14 protein-coding genes are annotated in these 17,426 nt (G+C 44.3%); 2 read left to right on the top strand and 12 right to left on the bottom strand.

Features of this window, described 5'->3' with window-relative positions; genetic code table 11:
- Nucleotides 1-6 precede the first annotated feature (6 nt).
- The 7 genes from HWX64_RS17965 to HWX64_RS17935 all read right to left on the bottom strand — a co-directional run bounded on the left by HWX64_RS17965 (nucleotide 7) and on the right by HWX64_RS17935 (nucleotide 10,116).
- Nucleotides 7-2,199 carry a bifunctional (p)ppGpp synthetase/guanosine-3',5'-bis(diphosphate) 3'-pyrophosphohydrolase gene (locus HWX64_RS17965; protein WP_175990910.1) on the bottom strand — a complete coding sequence of 731 codons (2,193 nt, stop codon included), beginning with the start codon at nucleotides 2,197-2,199 and terminating at the stop codon, nucleotides 7-9.
- Between the two features lie 553 nt (nucleotides 2,200-2,752).
- A complete protein-coding gene (locus HWX64_RS17960) occupies nucleotides 2,753-3,265 on the bottom strand; it encodes an adenine phosphoribosyltransferase (protein WP_175990909.1) in 513 nt (170 codons plus the stop codon).
- Nucleotides 3,256-5,622: a single-stranded-DNA-specific exonuclease RecJ gene (recJ, locus tag HWX64_RS17955; protein WP_175990908.1), complete on the bottom strand. Its 2,367-nt coding sequence runs from the start codon at nucleotides 5,620-5,622 to the stop codon at nucleotides 3,256-3,258. The genes HWX64_RS17960 and recJ overlap by 10 nt, the downstream gene beginning before the upstream one ends.
- A gap of 403 nt (nucleotides 5,623-6,025) precedes the next feature.
- Complete coding sequence (locus tag HWX64_RS17950) at nucleotides 6,026-6,361, bottom strand: lipopolysaccharide assembly LapA domain-containing protein (RefSeq protein WP_175990907.1); 336 nt, start codon at nucleotides 6,359-6,361, stop codon at nucleotides 6,026-6,028.
- Between the two features lie 11 nt (nucleotides 6,362-6,372).
- Nucleotides 6,373-7,299, bottom strand: a complete 927-nt coding sequence (locus tag HWX64_RS17945; protein ID WP_175990906.1) for a cation diffusion facilitator family transporter — start codon at nucleotides 7,297-7,299, stop codon at nucleotides 6,373-6,375.
- Nucleotides 7,300-7,412: 113 nt separating this feature from the next.
- Nucleotides 7,413-9,677, bottom strand: a complete 2,265-nt coding sequence (secDF, locus tag HWX64_RS17940; RefSeq protein ID WP_175990905.1) for a protein translocase subunit SecDF — start codon at nucleotides 9,675-9,677, stop codon at nucleotides 7,413-7,415.
- 121 nt (nucleotides 9,678-9,798) lie between these two features.
- Nucleotides 9,799-10,116, bottom strand: a complete 318-nt coding sequence (locus HWX64_RS17935) for a post-transcriptional regulator (protein WP_175990904.1) — start codon at nucleotides 10,114-10,116, stop codon at nucleotides 9,799-9,801.
- Nucleotides 10,117-10,247: 131 nt separating this feature from the next.
- Between HWX64_RS17935 and spoVB the strand changes: the two genes are divergently transcribed.
- Nucleotides 10,248-11,795: a stage V sporulation protein B gene (gene spoVB, locus HWX64_RS17930; protein WP_175990903.1), complete on the top strand. Its 1,548-nt coding sequence runs from the start codon at nucleotides 10,248-10,250 to the stop codon at nucleotides 11,793-11,795.
- A 481-nt stretch (nucleotides 11,796-12,276) separates the two neighbouring features.
- On the opposite strand, the gene HWX64_RS17925 is transcribed toward spoVB, so the two are convergent.
- Together HWX64_RS17925 and HWX64_RS17920 are read right to left on the bottom strand one after the other, a co-directional pair.
- Entirely contained in the window at nucleotides 12,277-12,921 is a 645-nt protein-coding gene (locus HWX64_RS17925; protein WP_175990902.1) for a DUF421 domain-containing protein, read from the bottom strand.
- Between the two features lie 71 nt (nucleotides 12,922-12,992).
- Nucleotides 12,993-14,288, bottom strand: coding sequence for an ArsB/NhaD family transporter (locus HWX64_RS17920; RefSeq protein ID WP_175990901.1), 1,296 nt, complete (start codon nucleotides 14,286-14,288; stop codon nucleotides 12,993-12,995).
- Between the two features lie 144 nt (nucleotides 14,289-14,432).
- Here HWX64_RS17920 and HWX64_RS17915 point away from each other — a divergent pair, with 144 nt between their 5' ends.
- Nucleotides 14,433-14,822, top strand: a complete 390-nt coding sequence (locus tag HWX64_RS17915; protein WP_254871243.1) for a TIGR04086 family membrane protein — start codon at nucleotides 14,433-14,435, stop codon at nucleotides 14,820-14,822.
- A gap of 83 nt (nucleotides 14,823-14,905) precedes the next feature.
- Here HWX64_RS17915 and yajC read toward each other — a convergent pair whose 3' ends face one another.
- Genes yajC through queA form a run of 3 tightly spaced genes read right to left on the bottom strand, consistent with a single transcriptional unit; the run spans nucleotide 14,906 to nucleotide 17,401 of the window.
- Nucleotides 14,906-15,166 (bottom strand): preprotein translocase subunit YajC, encoded by a 261-nt coding sequence (gene yajC / locus HWX64_RS17910; protein ID WP_175990900.1) that lies wholly within the window; start codon nucleotides 15,164-15,166, stop codon nucleotides 14,906-14,908.
- A gap of 31 nt (nucleotides 15,167-15,197) precedes the next feature.
- A complete protein-coding gene (gene tgt / locus HWX64_RS17905) occupies nucleotides 15,198-16,337 on the bottom strand; it encodes a tRNA guanosine(34) transglycosylase Tgt (protein ID WP_175990899.1) in 1,140 nt (379 codons plus the stop codon).
- A gap of 38 nt (nucleotides 16,338-16,375) precedes the next feature.
- Nucleotides 16,376-17,401, bottom strand: a complete 1,026-nt coding sequence (gene queA / locus HWX64_RS17900; RefSeq protein WP_175990898.1) for a tRNA preQ1(34) S-adenosylmethionine ribosyltransferase-isomerase QueA — start codon at nucleotides 17,399-17,401, stop codon at nucleotides 16,376-16,378.
- Between the last annotated feature and the right edge of the window lie 25 nt (nucleotides 17,402-17,426).

The raw sequence follows: 17,426 nt of genomic DNA, 5'->3' as shown, positions 1-17,426 counted from the left end.
CCTCCCCTAGTTCATAATTCTGCGAACAGCATATACATCAGAAATTTGTTTGATTCTCTCGACAACCCTGTGTAGGTGCGAGATATTCTGTATCGAAATAGACATATTGATGGTTGCCATTTTATTCCGATCTGACTTACCGCTGACAGCAGTAATATTTGTCTTCGTTTCATTTACTACTTGCAGCACTTCATTTAAGAGACCTCTGCGGTCATAGCCTGATATTTCAATATCAACGTTATATTCCTTCCGATCCTGTCCGTCCCCTTCCCAGGAAACCGGAATCAGGCGCTGTCCCACTTCTTCCGTCTGGACATTCGTACAATCTGCCCGGTGTACAGAAACTCCGCGGCCTTTTGTAATAAAACCGACAATTTCATCCCCGGGTACGGGACTGCAGCATCGAGATAACCTGATCAGCAGGTTGTCGATCCCCTTCACTTGTACCCCGGCATCCTTCTTCTTCTTAGTAGGCTGAGCGGCGTTCAGTTCCTTCATTGTTTCTTCGAGCTTATCTTCCTGTTCACGTTTCTTACGGTCTTTCTCTGTCAGGCGGTTGGCAATTTGGGCAGCCGTGATCCCATTGTAGCCGACAGCGGCATACATATCTTCTTCATTAGAAAAATTGAACTTCTCAGAGACACGCTGGATGTTTTCTGCAGTCAGGATCTCTTTTAAATCAAAGTCCTGATTTTTAATTTCCTTTTCAACCAGATCGCGGCCCTTTTCAATGTTCTCTTCTCTTCTCTGCTTTTTGAAGAATTGCTTTATTTTATTCTTGGCCTGGGAAGTCTGGGCAAGCTTCAACCAATCTTGACTCGGTCCATACGAATGTTTTGACGTAAGGATTTCGATGATGTCACCCGTCTTTAATTTATAATCCAGCGTCACCATTTTTCCGTTCACCTTGGCACCGATCGTCTTATTTCCGATTTCAGAGTGGATGCGGTAGGAAAAGTCGATCGGAACGGAGCCGGACGGTAACTCGAGAACATCCCCTTTTGGCGTAAACACAAACACCATATCTGAAAAAAGGTCGATTTTAAGAGATTCCATGAATTCCTCAGCATTGGCCGATTCATTCTGGAACTCAAGGATTTCCCTGAACCATGAAAGTTTCTTTTCAAATGAAACTTTATCATCGATGTCTTTACCTTCTTTATAAGCCCAATGGGCTGCTACCCCGTACTCAGCGATTTCATGCATCTCAAGCGTCCTGATCTGAACTTCGAGAGGATCTCCTTTGGGTCCGATGACGGTTGTGTGAAGAGATTGATACATATTCGGTTTAGGCATGGCGATATAATCCTTGAATCTGCCAGGCATTGGTTTCCAGCAAGTATGGATGATTCCCAGCACCGCGTAACAATCTTTGATGCTGTCCACAACGATCCTGACGGCCAGAAGGTCATAAATTTCATTGAACTGCTTATTTTGAAGAGCCATCTTGCGGTAGATGCTGTAAATATGTTTCGGGCGTCCTGAAATCTCCGCTTCGATTTGTACATCACCAAGGCGGTCCTTCACTTCATTCACTACATCATCCAGATACTCTTCACGTTCTGCACGCTTTTTCTTCATTAGGTTGACGATCCGGTAATATTGCTGAGGATTCAAATACCTCAGGGAAGTATCTTCGAGCTCCCATTTGATTTTAGAGATCCCCAGCCGGTGGGCAAGGGGAGCGAAGATTTCCAGCGTCTCATTCGCAATCCTTCTTTGTTTTTCCTGAGGCAGATGCTTCAGTGTCCTCATATTATGCAGACGGTCGGCAAGCTTGATCAGGATGACCCTGATATCCTGGGCCATCGCAACAAACATTTTCCGGTGATTTTCAGCTTGCTGTTCTTCCTGGGATTTATATTTGATCTTACCAAGCTTTGTAACCCCATCCACGAGCATGGCCACTTCTGCGTTAAAGGCCGTTTCAATCTCGGACAGTGAGATATCGGTATCCTCCACTACATCATGAAGAAACCCGGCAGCGACAGTTGACGGATCCATTTCCAGATCTGCCAGGATTCCGGCAACTTGAATCGGGTGGATGATATAAGGTTCACCGGATTTTCGGTATTGTTCCTTATGAGCTTCCTTGGCAAAATCATAGGCTTTCTGTACCATTTGCACGTGCTCATCATTCAAATATTCTTTTGTTCTATCGATAACCTGTTCAGGGGTTAGTACTTGATCTTTGGACATGATCAAAATCACCTTTATATTTAAAAATTTTCAGTGCTGTTTCAATTTTAATGATTGTTACTATTATCAAAAAAAATTAAGGTTCTGTAAAGTGTTTAGGGTAAAATTCTCAGATTTCATCTAATTTTGTCGAAATAAGTCGAATTCAATCACTATTAATACCGCTTTTGATTTCAGTGGAAGACTTCGCTTTCCCGCGGGTGACCCGTGAGCCTCCTTGTCGCTTCGTAAGGAGAGTTAACTGTCCAGTTGCAGAGCTTAGAGGCAGGTGTCATATGCCTCTGAGCAAAGCACTTCCGCTTTTCTGATAGGAGTCTTCGTCTTGCACTTCAACCAACAGCTGGAAGTACTAAATATTGAAGTTATCATAAGCATAGTTGAATTTAGAATGTACCCATCAAATATTTTATCTGCGTAATAAAAGCATAGACTTTATCAATCTTATTTTTGAAAACATAATCAAATATATAAAAAAGGGCTGACATTTCGGCATGCCAGTCCCTTATGGATTCGTTTATGTGTAGTATTGACGGTGATGAAAGAATGTAAACGATTAGTATTGCATTAGTGTAAGGACGTCATATCCTTCGAGTTTATCACGGCCGTCTAGGTATGTGAGTTCAATGAGGAATGCACATCCTGCCACGATACCGCCAAGTTCTTCAACAAGCTTGATCGTTGCTTCTATCGTACCGCCTGTTGCAAGGAGGTCGTCTGTGATAAGTACTCGCTGACCTGGCTTGATCGCATCCTTATGGATCGTCAGAGCATCTTTGCCATATTCCAATCCATACTCTTTCTTGATCGTTTCACGAGGCAGTTTACCCGGTTTGCGTACCGGTGCAAAACCTACGCCCAACGCATATGCTACCGGACATCCGATGATGAATCCTCTTGCTTCCGGTCCCACTACCAGGTCGATTTGTTTTTCTTTTGCGTATTCTACGATTTGGTCTGTAGCATATCTATAAGCATCACCATTATCCATGAGTGTGGTGATATCTTTGAATTTGATCCCTTCTTTAGGCCAGTTTTCAACGATTGTAACATATTGTTTTAAGTCCATGCTTCTACTTCCTCCTCAAATGTAACGGACTCTTTTATCCTCTCATTAAACCAAGCCTTCAACTCGTTGTAAGAAGAATATAACAACTCGTTTTCAAGTTCGTATTGCTGCTGTTTCTTCTGATACGCCGTGGACTCTGATAAGTCTTTCTTGGTTTTAACAGGATTAAGAGAAATAAATCCATTGTCTATTGTAACAAACTTCAATTCAAAAAACACCTGTGACATGAAATCTATTGTTTCTTTCGACCAGCCTTTATATTTTGCAAGATCATCGCCATGCTTGTTTAAATCGAACGAGCCCCGCTTTGTTAAAAAGGCATAATACCATTTGAAATGGTCACGGGTGGGCATCGTACTGAAGAAATGATCTTCATCCTGGAAGAAATGGGCATAAATGCGGTGAGGCTTGCCTTTTCCAACGATGGCTTTCACCAGGTCCATTGAGGCAGGCATATCCAGGAACACGACGCTTCCACCATCAATCGATACCTCATTCAGTGATTCAGCATCTTCTACCAGATGAATGTCCTTCCGATCTTTCATATTCAGCTTCTCAAGAGTTGATGAATGGAAACAAAAGATCTTTTTGTTTTCTCCGGGAACATGCTTTTCCCATTTATCGACTTGCCTTATTCCGCGTACATCAAAGAGCTGCCATTGATCGATTTTAATATCATGCAGGAAGATCTGGGGTTTCTTCCGATTATTCCACTCATTGATCGATAATTCACCAATGATGGAGGCATCTGAAAACGGTGTGATATGATCAGCGAGTTCTCCCAGACCAAAACCGACGCCGTCCAATTTATTGGCTTCATCCCCCAGCACTACTTTAAGATGATTTTGATTCGATCCAATTTTTTTATAGTGTTCAATCGAAACATTTTCGATGACCCACTTTGGTTTGGGATTTTGCATCCCAAACGGAGCGAGAAGCGAGAGCTTCTCGATCGATTCGATTGTAATCTCTTCCATTTTGACTGCTGCATCCATTACCGTGACGGGAATAAAATCTTCTTCCGTCAATTCACTTTCAGCAATTTCATTGAGTCTATTTCTAAGCTCACCCACGCGGTCAAGCTCCAATGTCATACCGGCCGCCATCGGATGTCCGCCGAAATGCGGCAGGATATCACGGCATTTTGATAAGCTTTTAAATAAATCAAAGCCGACAATGCTTCTGGCGGAGCCCTTTGCCATCCCTTTTTCAGAGTCAAAGCTCAACACAATAGTAGGACGATAGAATTTATCTACTAATCTTGATGCCACGATCCCAACAACCCCGGAATTCCATCCTTCTTTGCCGATCACGAGTACAGAGTTGTCATCCAGAGGAAAATCATTCTCCACCATCTCTATCGCTTCTTGTGTCATCTCAGTCACAATGGCTTGTCTTTCCTTATTGAGCGAATCGATTTCTACAGCCAGGGCTTTCGCTTCTTCTTCATCTTCCGTTAACATGAGATCCACTGCAGGATCTGCGTCTCCCAAACGTCCAACCGCATTGATGCGGGGAGCAATCATAAAACCGATCGACTCTTCCGTCATTTCATGCTGGTGGGAATTTGCCACTTTGCATAAAGCTTTTATCCCTTTGCGTTCCGTTACACGGAGCTTTGCGATTCCCCGCTTAGCAAGGATCCGATTTTCCCCGCGGAGCGGCACCAGATCAGCAATCGTCCCAATCGCGGCAAGATCAAGGAGATGGGCGGGAAGTTCTCCATATAAAGCATGGGCAAGCTTGAAGGCTACCCCTACTCCTGCAAGGTCTTCGAATGGATATTCTGAGCCTTCTATCTTAGGGTGGATGATGGAATGTGCTTCAGGCAGGACAGGACCCGGTTCATGGTGGTCCGTGATGATCAAATCAACACCCAATTCCCTGGCTATTTTTGCTTCATGTACGGCTGATATCCCAGTATCGACCGTAATGATCACCGTAAACCCTTCATCCTTTGCCCAGCGGAATGCTGCTTCGTTCGGACCATAGCCTTCACTGAAGCGGTTTGGAATATAAAATTCCACCTCGGCACCTATATCACGAAGAACAGTCATCATCACAGACGTACTGCTGACTCCATCGGCATCATAATCCCCGTATACCAGGATTCTTTCCTGGTTTTCAATTGCATTCTGTATGCGTTCGACTGCTTTTTTCATATCATTGAATAAAAATGGATCATGAAAAGAATCACCTGTATCAAACAAAAAATCCCGAGCTTCTTCTACGTTCTTCAAGTCTCGGTTCACTAATAATTTCGCAACAAGCGATGGTATTTTTAATTCTCTTTCAAGTTCTTCTATCTTTTGCTGGTCCGATTCTGCAATCATCCAGCGTGTTTTAGAATTTAACATACGTTCACTCCTCAGCCTTACTTATTATACAAAAATGAGGGAGGTGTTTCAATCTCTCCAACTTAGGAAAACAAAACAAAAATGCGGCTGGGACAAACTAAAAAACCATCATAAAAAACAAACAATTTCAGTATAGACTCTTAATGCCGCTAATGATTTCCGTGCAAGACTTCGCTTTCCGCGGGTAGCCCGTGAGCCTCCTCGTCGCCTTCGCTCCTGCGGGGTCTCACATTAGCTACTCTTCCCGCAGGAGTCTTCGTCTTGCACTCCAATCAACCGCTGGGAAGACCTAAATCTATATGAACATTTGAAAAAATTAAAAACCCGAACTAATTTGCTTCCTAAATTGCAAATTAGTTCGGGTTTTACTTAGACTAAAACACTTCCGTCCCAGTCTCTTTTGTTATTCTCCGGTTTCCCCTATCGAATCCGGTGCCTGCTTTTTTAAAGAAGTCTCTTTCTTTTTTTCTACATGCTTCTTTTCTGCCTGCTCCCTTAGAAGGAGGTTCTCTTTTTCCAATGCTTTGACTTTACGCTGGACGACATACAGCCGGAAAAGACCGACGGAACCGATGATGATGCCGCCCATCAGGACAGATCCTAGTATAACGAGGATCAGCGGCCATTCAGCCTCGCCGAATAAATAATTGACGGTAACCGGATCGACATTGATGACCGCAAATACCGCAACGATCAGTGCAAAAGATATCCCCAAAAGTAATGTCCATTGAAATTTCATGTTATCTCCTCCTACATTAAGTCAACCGAATCCCCTGAGTCTCCTTCTGTTGAATTATATGGGTTGATATGAACAAATACGTCATTTACATTTGATTCTTCCATCAGTTTCTTCTTCACGGCTTTTCCTACCCGATGCCCGGCCTCGACTGTCATAGAGGGATCTACACTGATCTTCAGGTCAATGATGACATAATGTCCATGCTCCCTGGCATGCAATTCGTTTATTTCCTTTACGTCGGGCACGGTTTCAACGATTTTCCGTAAAGGAACGATATCCTCTTCATGGAGGACGTGATCCAGTGTATTATGTATGGATTCCTTGCCCAGATGCCAGGCCATTTTCAGCACGAGAAGTGCGACAAACAACCCTGCTACCGGATCTGCATATACCAGCCACCCGATCTCCAGTTTCCCGCCCAGGATGGAAGCTGAAATCCCGATTAGAGCAGCTATTGAAGAGAAAACGTCTGAGCGGTGCTCGTATGCATTCACAATCAAGGCATCACTCTTTAACCTTTTACCCAAACGATATTTATATTGAAACATCGCTTCTTTTACTATAATGGAAAATATGACAGCATAAATCGCAATCATCCCAGGAGGAGTCAAGGGATGAAAAAATGATTCGATGGACGATTTGCCGATTTCAATGCCCACTAAAAATAATAAGACTGCGACAATGATTGCTGCGATCGATTCCGCTTTTCCGTGCCCATAGGGGTGATCCTTGTCAGGAGGCTGCTTTGCTGCACGCAGACCGATATAGACAGCCAGGGATCCCGCTACATCCGAAGCAGAATGAACGGCATCTGCAATCAGCGCACGGCTGTTTCCGGCTGCTCCCGCCCACCATTTGATAAGGGCAAGAAGTATATTCCCGACAATTCCAACCATAGCAGCGAATTCAGCTTTTTTAAAACGATCTTCAGGATTCATGAAGTAACCTCCTTCTACTACCTTACTATTGTAACCTAACTCCGTAAAAAAACGCGACTTAATCGCCAAAGAAAAAGATCCAGGGATGCCCTGGATCTTTGCTTTTATTGCTATTAAACTTGTGGTTCGTCCGACCACTTTTTCTTTTCTTTCACTGTTTTGATCGTCCCTTTTTTCTTCAGTTCCTTTTTCTTCATGACCAGCCACAATTGGGATGCAATGAATACTGAAGAATAGGTACCAGCAATCAAACCTACCAATAATGCAATCGAGAAGTTCAGAATCGATTCGCTTCCGAAAATCAGGAGCGCAATGACAGCGAAGACTACGGTCAAGACGGTGTTTACTGAGCGGCCCATCGTTTGGCGCAGACTCTGGTTGACCACATCTTCGATATCTTCTTCTGATTTCAAGCGGCGCTTTTTATGGAGGTTTTCCCTTATACGGTCAAAGGTAACGATCGTATCATTGATCGAATACCCCACAATCGTCAAGACCGCTGCAATGAATGTGATATCTACCTCAAGCCTTGTCAAACTGAAGAAAGCGATGATAAAGAATGCATCATGCAAGAGTGCCGCGATGGATGCCAAAGCCATTCTCCATTCAAAACGGAACGTTACATAAATGATGATGCCGATGGATGCAATGGCAACTGCAATCATCGCATTTTTGGCAAGTTCCTTACCAATGACAGGTGAAACCGTACTGATGCTCGGCTCTGCACCGTAAAGACCATTGAAATGATCTTTCAACTTGGCAATATCACCTTTACTGAGATCTTCCGTATAACGGACGACTGCAACATTCTGCTTATCCCCTGAAATCACTATATCATCAGAAGACAATTTGACTTCTTCCAATTCTTTCTTTACTTCTTCAGTTGTCAGGCTTTCCTCTGCAAGGATCTGCATTCGAGATCCGCTGATAAAGTCAATTCCAAGGTTCAGCTTGAAAATGAGGAGAATCAGGATACCCGCAGTTATCAAAATTCCTGAAAAAGCAAAGAACTTCTTGCGCTGCTTCGCAAAATCGAAACGGTCAAACTTGGTAGGGAGGTCGAGTGTATCATAGTTCTCAGCCAGATCCTTGATTTCACTCTTCTTCACTCCGAACCAGCCCGGCTTTTTATTAAAGAATTTACTGTGGACCCACAGGCTGAGCAATAGACGTGATCCCCAAACAGCTGTAATAAAGCTCGTCAGGATACTGACGATCAGCATCGTCGCAAATCCCTTTACAGAGCTAGTCCCATACATGAATAGTACAGAAGCAGCAAGTATGGTGGTTACATTCGCATCCAAAATCGTTAAGAAGGAAGATTTATTTCCTGCCTGGAAAGCCGAACGGATCGGTTTACCCACTTTCATCTCTTCTTTTATTCTTTCATACGTAATGATATTCGCATCGACTGCCATCCCGACACCGAGAATGACGGCTGCAATACCCGGCAGCGTCAATACCCCGTTCATTAGATCAAAAATCAACAGAACAAGATAAATGTAAACCGACAGCGTGATGGTCGCTATCAGACCAGGGAAACGGTAATAAGCAATCATGAATAAGAAAATGATCGAGATTCCGATAATCCCCGCCAGTACTGTCTTATCAAGGGCCTGCTGACCGAATTGTGCCCCGACGGAAGTGGAATAGATTTCATCCAATTTAACAGGTAGTGCACCTGCATTTAAGAGGGATGCCAGATTCTGTGCTTCTTCCACTGTGAAATTACCTTCAATGATGACTTCATCTGAGTTGATTGGTTTGCTTACTGCAGGAGCGGATAAGAACTTGGGATCTTGTTTACCCGCTTCTTCTTTATAAGAATCTTTCCCCTCTTCATAATCAAGCCAGATGACCAGTTGATTCTCAGGAGCCATTCCCTGAATATCTTTTGTCAATTGATAGAACTTTTCACGATCCTTTAATTTAAGGGAAACGATCGGATTGTTCTGTTCATCAAACGTTTGTTTTGCCGCTCCGGAGACCAGATCGGAACCATCAAGGCGGACCTTGTCATTTACGTCCCGGAACGTGAGGTTTGCCTGCGTGGACAGGATTTCCCTCGCTTGATTCTGATCCTCTACACCAGCTAACTGAACACGGATCCGATTTCCGTCTTCAATTTGGATATTCGGTTCACTGACACCGAGGACGTTGATACGCTTGTCCAGTGCATCTGCAGTATTCGAGACTGTTTCTTTCGTTATTTTCTGCCCATCTTTAAGGGGCTGGACTTCATATAGTACTTCGAAACCACCCTGAAGGTCCAACCCTAATTTAATGTTGTCCAGGATGCTTTTTGCTGTTCCTCCCATAGTACCTGCAAGTAAAAACACAAGTAAAAAGAAGGCGATTATTCGGCCGCGCTTTACCATTATGTATAAATCCTCCTTGCCGTTTTTCACCACATGATAAAAATGACTCTATTATATTCCCGATAAATCCATACTCATTATCTATGAGAATCAAAGGAGTGTCAATTAAATTTCAGACAATTTACCTTTTCTTCCCTGGACGCAAAAGTGCATTTAATTCCTCTTCATTGATATCCTCGAACCAATTAGGGGAACGGTACGCTTCCACCGTTTCAAAGCTCATGTATTCTCCCGGCTTGACTGACAGGACGTCACTTACCAATTGAAAAAGCATCACGTCCACCTCAGGCTTCTTCCACTTCTTTTTAGTCAAATAAGCCCAAAGCCGTTCCACGTTCGCCTTGCCATATCCCAATATTTCGAACTCTTCCACTTTACTTGAAAGTGCTGGTTCTAATGAATCATAAAAACGATCGTAAGGATGCTGATTTGCTTTCATTCCTCGTCACCGCCTAGGGCTAACCTATCACAATTAGCCAGAATTATGTACAACTTGTCATGCTTTGTCCACATGCCTGCATATACATTATTGTATACGATAATACCAATTTTGAGAAGGCAGGGAATTTTATGTCAAAGTTTCTTAAAGGTACAATCATCCTCATGGTTGCAGCCTTTATTACAAGAATATTGGGTTTTGTCAATCGCATCGTCGTCGCCAGGTTTATCGGTGAAGAAGGCGTAGGGCTATTCATGATGGCATTCCCGACCTTGATTCTTGTCATCACCATCACACAGCTGGGACTCCCTGTAGCCATATCCAAGAATGTTGCAGAGGCGGAAGCCAAAGGAGATATCCGGAAAGTCAAAAGAATTTTGGTTGTCTCCCTATCCACTACTTTACTCCTATCTTTGATATTCACCCCTGCCCTAATCTTACTGGCTCCCTATTTAACTGAGACACTGTTCACGGATGAACGTATCTATTATCCTCTTGTCGCCATCGCCCCGATCATCCCGATCGTGGCCATCTCTTCTGTTATCAGAGGATACTTCCAGGGCCGACAGAATATGAAACCGTCTGCCATCTCACAAGTCATCGAACAAGTAGTCCGCATCACATTCATTGCCGTATTGACGAAGACATTCCTTCCATATGGTATCGAATATGCTGCAGCTGCGGCCATGGCGGCTTCCGTACTTGGAGAACTTGCTTCACTGCTTTATTTGTTTGCCAGTTTTAAATTAAGAAAGAAATTTAAAATAAGGAAGAACTTCTTTAAATCGATGAAAGACGGACGGCACACCTTCAATGAATTGATGAGTGTTGCCCTTCCTGCAACAGGAAGCAGGATGATCGGGTCGATCGCCTGGTTTTTTGAACCCATCGTCGTCGCTCACAGCCTTGCCATTGCAGGAGTGGCAGCGTCGATGGCTACAAAACAGTACGGTTCACTGACAGGCTACGCACTCCCACTCCTATTTTTGCCATCATTCGTCACGTTATCCCTGTCCCAGTCATTGGTGCCTGCGATCAGTGAAGCAAATTCGAATAAAAACTATTCGTTGATTGAACACAGGCTGCAACAGGCGTTACGTTTTTGCCTGATCACCGGGGGTATCTCGGTCGTCATTTTGTATATATACGCTAAGCCTCTCATGCAGGTCATGTATGGCAGTGAAAGCGGTGCGGCATTTCTCATGATCATGGCCCCATTCTTCCTGTTTTATTATTATCAAGGACCGCTGCAAGCGGTGCTGCAGGCTTTGAATCTTGCACGGGCAGCCATGGTCAACAGCCTGATCGGAGCAGTCGTAAAGACCGCGGTGATTTTCATTCTTGCCTCCCAGCCGGCTTTTGGGATCAACGGAGCCGCTTTAGGAATCGTCACTGGCTTCATGCTGGTCACCCTGCTTCATTTCATGACCATTCTCAAATATATACCGATGACCATTTATCTCAGGGATTATGTAAAAATCATCCTGGTCCTCGCTGCTTCGGGGTTGTGGGGTCATTATTCATTCCTGACGCTGTTTACGAATGAAGGCCTTATGTGGAGGCTGCTGTTTGGAGTCATTTCCACAACGATTGTGTACACCGGCCTTTCCATCGCCTTGAAGCTCATCGTGAAAAATGACTTGGCCAGGATTCCGTTTTTGCGCAGATTCATTGTTTGACATAATCTTTCGTTTTAATCACCGCTGTTGATTTCCGTGCAAGACTTCGCTTTCCGCGGGCGGCCTGTGAGCCTCCTCGTCGCATACGCTCCTGCGGGTTAGAAAAGCGGAGGGGCTTTGCCTAGAGGCGGGTGGCATAAGGCGAATCGGCCATGAAGGCGTTCTTTGCCTTCTTGGTCGGTTTGACTTATGACATGTGCCTCTAAGCCCTGCAGCTAGACAGGTCTCACCTGTCTCGCTTTTCCCGCAGGAGTCTGCTTCTTGCACTCCAATCAACAGCTGGATCCAGTCCATAACAACACTTAGTCTTATCAAAGGAAATGCAAAAAGCCTCCTTCCTGATGAAGTCGAAATCAGAATGGGGGCTTTTTCGATTTGCCCACTGGCTAACTTGCAGAGAAGCCCTGCAACCACCAGAAGGTAAACTGGTTTTTATAATTAAAATGAACCGGCTATCACTAATTATTAAGCAACTAAGATATTATTTATCAATCAAATCAATATAAAATTGTCCGTTATGAAAACTGCAGAAAGATATATCAGAAATTTCCTTATATCCCCTTTGACGCAGCTCTTTCCTCAGCCAGAATGAGGTTTTCCCCATCATCTCCAGATGGTTGCTTTGGACTTGCCCGTCAAGGATCAGCGGGAGTGTCAATGAGCCTGGGGTTTTCTTTTCATTTTTCAGAACTGACAAGCTTCCTGACGGCTCAAGAACGGCGAATTCCACGTCTGCCAGGTTGAAGATATCCTTCTCACGCAGCTGGAGTAATAAATCATCATAATTATACCGCTGTTTCTTCATTTCTTTTTCATCTATTTTCCCATTATGGATCAGTACGGTCGGCTTTCCATCGACAAACTCCCTGAACGATTTCGACCGTAAAGAAAGCCAGGCAGAAATAAATTGGACGATCACCATTACACCGATGGGGAGTATGGTGTGAATGATCGGATCTGACGGCTCCTCGATGGCCAATACAGCCATCTCGGCAATCATGATAAAGACAACCAAGTCTAATATGCTCAGCTCCCCTATCTCCCGTTTTCCCATGATTCGAAAGATGAATGTAATCAATAAATAAAGAAAAAGTGTGCGTATTATTATGACTCCATATTCCTCCACAACTTTTCCCCCTCAAAAAAACATTTCACCTAGTAGTATGAACGTTCCTGGAAAAATAATCGGAGGAATTTTTATCCACCCAGGAAAGGGCGGATATATTTAAAGTAAACATACACGGTTGAAACAGCCAGCGAAATCAGGGTGATGGGGACGCCAATGAGCAAATATTGATAAAACTTGATATGTACATGTTCTTTCGATGCAAGCCCCGCAATGACCAAGTTCGATGAAGACCCCAACAGTGTGCCGTTCCCTCCCAAACATGCTCCCAAAGCGAGCGACCACCAAACCGGATCCATATTGACCATACCAAATTCACCGAATTCCTGGATGACAGGGATCATGGCAGCCACAAACGGAATATTATCCACCACGGCTGAAAGGATTCCCGTACCCCATAGAATGACAAATGATGTTTTCTGCATATCACCATCTGTCGCCCTTATGATTTCACGTGCGATTTCATCGATGAATCCCGCTTCTTCAATCCCTCCTACAAGCAGGAACAGCCCTATGAAGAAGAATAATGTCCCCCACTCCACTTCTCTCAAAATACTTTCCGGAGGGTAAATCTTTTCAAGGAGCAGCATCAAGAGCACCGCCCCTGCAATGGCCACAGTTGTCACATCAAGATGGAACATAGGGTATAACGAAAAACCTGTGAGTACCATCAAAAGCACGGCAATCGATTGGAATAAACCATTGTTTCGTTTCAGATAATCCTTTGCAGTTACACCTTTGAGAAGTAGTTTTCGGTCTTCCTTCACATGAAGGACCTCCCTGTACACCACCCCCATGATCAATAGTGTGACAACATACACAATCGCCACCACCGGAAGAAGGTTTTCAATAAAAGCGTTAAAAGTAAAGTGTTTTACTGCCTGCCCGATCATCATATTAGGCGGATCCCCTATCAGTGTCGCGGTCCCACCTATATTGCAGGCGAGTATGGTCATGATCAGATACGGTATCGGGGGAAGGTCAAGTAACTTAGTAAGCTTAAACAAAATGGGGACAAGCAGCATCGCAATCGTCACATTTGCCAAAAATGCGGATCCCACTGCAGCCAGCATCGAGAAAAGAATGAGCAGGGCCAGCCCGTTCCCGTTTACGGACTGTGCCAGACGAATCGCAATATATTCGAAAAAACCGGTTTTACTTGTCATCGTGACAATGAGCATCATGGAAAACAGGAGAGCGATGGTTTTCCAATCAATATAGGTAAAGAGAGCTTTTTCTATAGGGAATGCCCCTATCAAAAGCATGGCAGCCCCTCCTGCCATCGCTGCCAGGACGCGGTTCCATTTTTCTGAGATCAACAGAATATATACAAGGATAAAAACGATAAGAACGAGAGTCGGTGACATAATCAAGCTCCTTCTGCCCGAAGTCAAGTTTCATAATAAGTCTATGAGGCTTGACCATGAAAAATTTCTAGTCTTTTTTCAAATCCCCGTGAATATGCTTGTACTAGTAGAAAATTAAATAAGAGAGGCAGAAAGGGGAGGACCATCATCGAAGCGAAAAAAATCGGAGGTGCCGTATTCTACGGAACTTTAACCATTTTTCTTATAGCAGTTGTGGCAAGTCTTGTATTTTCATTAATGCTTCGATTTACCGAACTTACCGAGAGTTCGATATCGTTATTTGTCACGATCATCTCATTTTTGGCATTATTCATCGGCGGGTTCATGTCCGGTGGAAAAGGGAAAACGAAAGGCTGGATGCTTGGGGGATCGACCGGACTGATTTACACGGTCATCGTGTTCTTATTTCAATACTTGGGATATGACAGCCTTTTTTCAGTCGAACAGATGGTTTATCATGGCTGTTACATCCTGACGGCGATGATGGGAGGCATTCTTGGAGTAAACTTAAGCGGAGGCCCTGCAGGGGATTAAATCAGGAAACACAGCAAGCATAAATAAAAAGCTGCTCCTATGTGCTTGGCACATATTGGAGCAGCTTTTTCAATTATGGTTCTTTATACACTGACTACTTCCCTGATTGCATTGCGATCATATGTAAGTCGGCTTCCGTCTCCGCACAGGATGACTACCTTGCCTTCTTCAATGGCATCAATCGTTCCGTGTAACCCGCCGATCGTAATGATTCTGTCACCTTTCGCCAGTTCATTCTGCATTTTCGAAATCGCTTTTTGACGCTTCTGCTGCGGACGAATAAGCAAAAAGTAGAATAGTACGAACATAAGGATCAACGGTAAAATCGTACCTAAACCTTCCATTCCTTTTCCCCTCCTTTCCATTCTTTATAGCTTAGAAGTTTTTCGCATCTGGACGGTTGAAGCCGTATTGTTCGAAAAATTCTTCTCTGAAGTCCCCCAGTCGATCTTCTCGAATCGCTTGTCTGACCTGCTCCATTAAGTTTAACAGAAAATGAAGATTATGATAAGTCGTAAGGCGTATCCCAAAGGTTTCATCACATTTGATGAGATGACGGATATATGCACGGCTATAATTTTTACACGTATAGCAATCACAATTTTCATCGATTGGCCGGAAATCCCTAGCGTATTTTGCATTCTTCACGACAAGGCGCCCTTCACTCGTCATAAGAGTTCCATTACGCGCAATGCGTGTCGGAAGCACACAGTCAAACATATCGACTCCTCTGATGGAACCGTCAATGAGCGAGTCCGGCGACCCTACTCCCATTAAATAACGAGGTTTATCCGTCGGCAGATGAGGGGTCGTGAAATCGAGAACGCGATTCATGACATCTTTCGGTTCGCCTACTGAAAGACCTCCGACAGCGTATCCCGGGAAGTCCATGGAAACGAGGTCCCGCGCACTTTGTTTACGGAGTTCTTCGTATTCCCCCCCTTGAACGATTCCGAAAAGCCCCTGGTCCTGCGGTCTCTGATGAGCTGCAAGACAGCGTTCAGCCCATCTTGAAGTCCTCTCCACCGAACTTTTCATATACTCATATTCCGCAGGGTATGGAGGACATTCATCAAACGCCATCATGATATCAGAACCAAGCGCATTTTGGATTTCCATCGCTTTTTCGGGACTGAGGAATAATTTATCACCATTCAGATGATGACGGAAATGAACCCCTTCTTCCTCGATTTGACGGAGCTTGCTCAAACTGAATACCTGGAATCCACCGGAATCTGTGAGGATGGCGCGGTCCCAATTCATAAATTTATGAAGGCCGCCTGCCTCTTTGATAATCTCATGTCCGGGACGGAGCCATAAATGATACGTGTTGCTGAGTATGATTCCTGCATCCATTGACTTAAGGTCTTCCGGGGACATCGTTTTCACAGTGGCAAGTGTCCCGACCGGCATGAAGACCGGTGTTTCAAAGGATCCATGCGGTGTATGAACACGTCCGAGTCTCGCCCCGGTCTGTTTGCACGTTTTGATCAATTCATATTTTATTGCAGTCAAGGTGGTGATTCTCCTTCCAAATTAGGTAAAGCTTATGATTACTTTATAAACATTGCATCGCCGAAACTAAAGAATCTGTACTTCTCTTTTACTGCCGTTTCATAAGCGTTCAGTACATTCTCCCTTCCGGCCAGCGCACTGACAAGCATGATCAAGGTGGATTTAGGGAGATGGAAATTCGTTATCAGCCCATCAATCCCCTTGAACTCATAACCGGGATAGATAAAGATATTGGTCCAGCCATTTTCTTCGACGAATTCCCCATGCTTCGAAGCAATGGTTTCAAGCGTCCGTGTCGATGTAGTCCCGACAGTGATGATTCTCCCGCCGCTATTTTTCACTTCATTCAACAAGCGCGCTGTACCTTCTGACACCTGATAAAACTCCGCATGCATGTCATGTTCTTCGATATTATCCACTGAAACAGGCCTGAACGTTCCAAGACCTACGTGAAGAGTGATAAAGGCAATATGTATCCCTTTTGCTTTCAGTTCTTCCAAGAGCTCCTCTGTAAAATGAAGGCCTGCTGTCGGCGCTGCCGCAGATCCCCTCTCCCTTGCGAACACAGTCTGATATCTGTCCTGTTCATCAAGGCGCTCCCGTATATACGGAGGCAGAGGCATTTCTCCCAGCTCATCCAGCACTTCATAGAAAATACCATCATACTGGAATTCGAGTATTCTTCCCCCATGTTCTTTCAACCCGACACATACCGCTTTCAGCTTTCCATCGCCGAAGATGATTTCCGTACCGACTCTTACCCGCTTCGCAGGCTTTACGAGTGTTTCCCATTGATCCCCGTCTTCCTGCTTCAATAGAAGCACTTCGATATTGGCGCCTGTATCCTTCTTCTGTCCGAAAAGCCGCGCCGGCAAGACCCTTGTATCATTCAGAACAAGGCAGTCCCCTTCCTTCAGGAAATCAACGATATGTTTAAAACGATAATGTTCTATGGAACCATCTTCTTTGTCCAATACCATCAATCTGCTTTCGGAACGATGCTCAAGCGGTGTCTGAGCGATCAATTCCTCAGGCAGATGAAAATCAAAATCTTCTACATTCACTTCATGTCACCCAGCTTTTCAATCT

Source organism: Bacillus sp. Marseille-Q1617 (assembly GCF_903645295.1).
GTDB lineage: Bacteria > Bacillota > Bacilli > Bacillales > Bacillaceae_B > Rossellomorea.
Note: the sequence above shows the minus strand (reverse complement) of the source record. Positions and strands in the feature narration are given on the sequence as shown.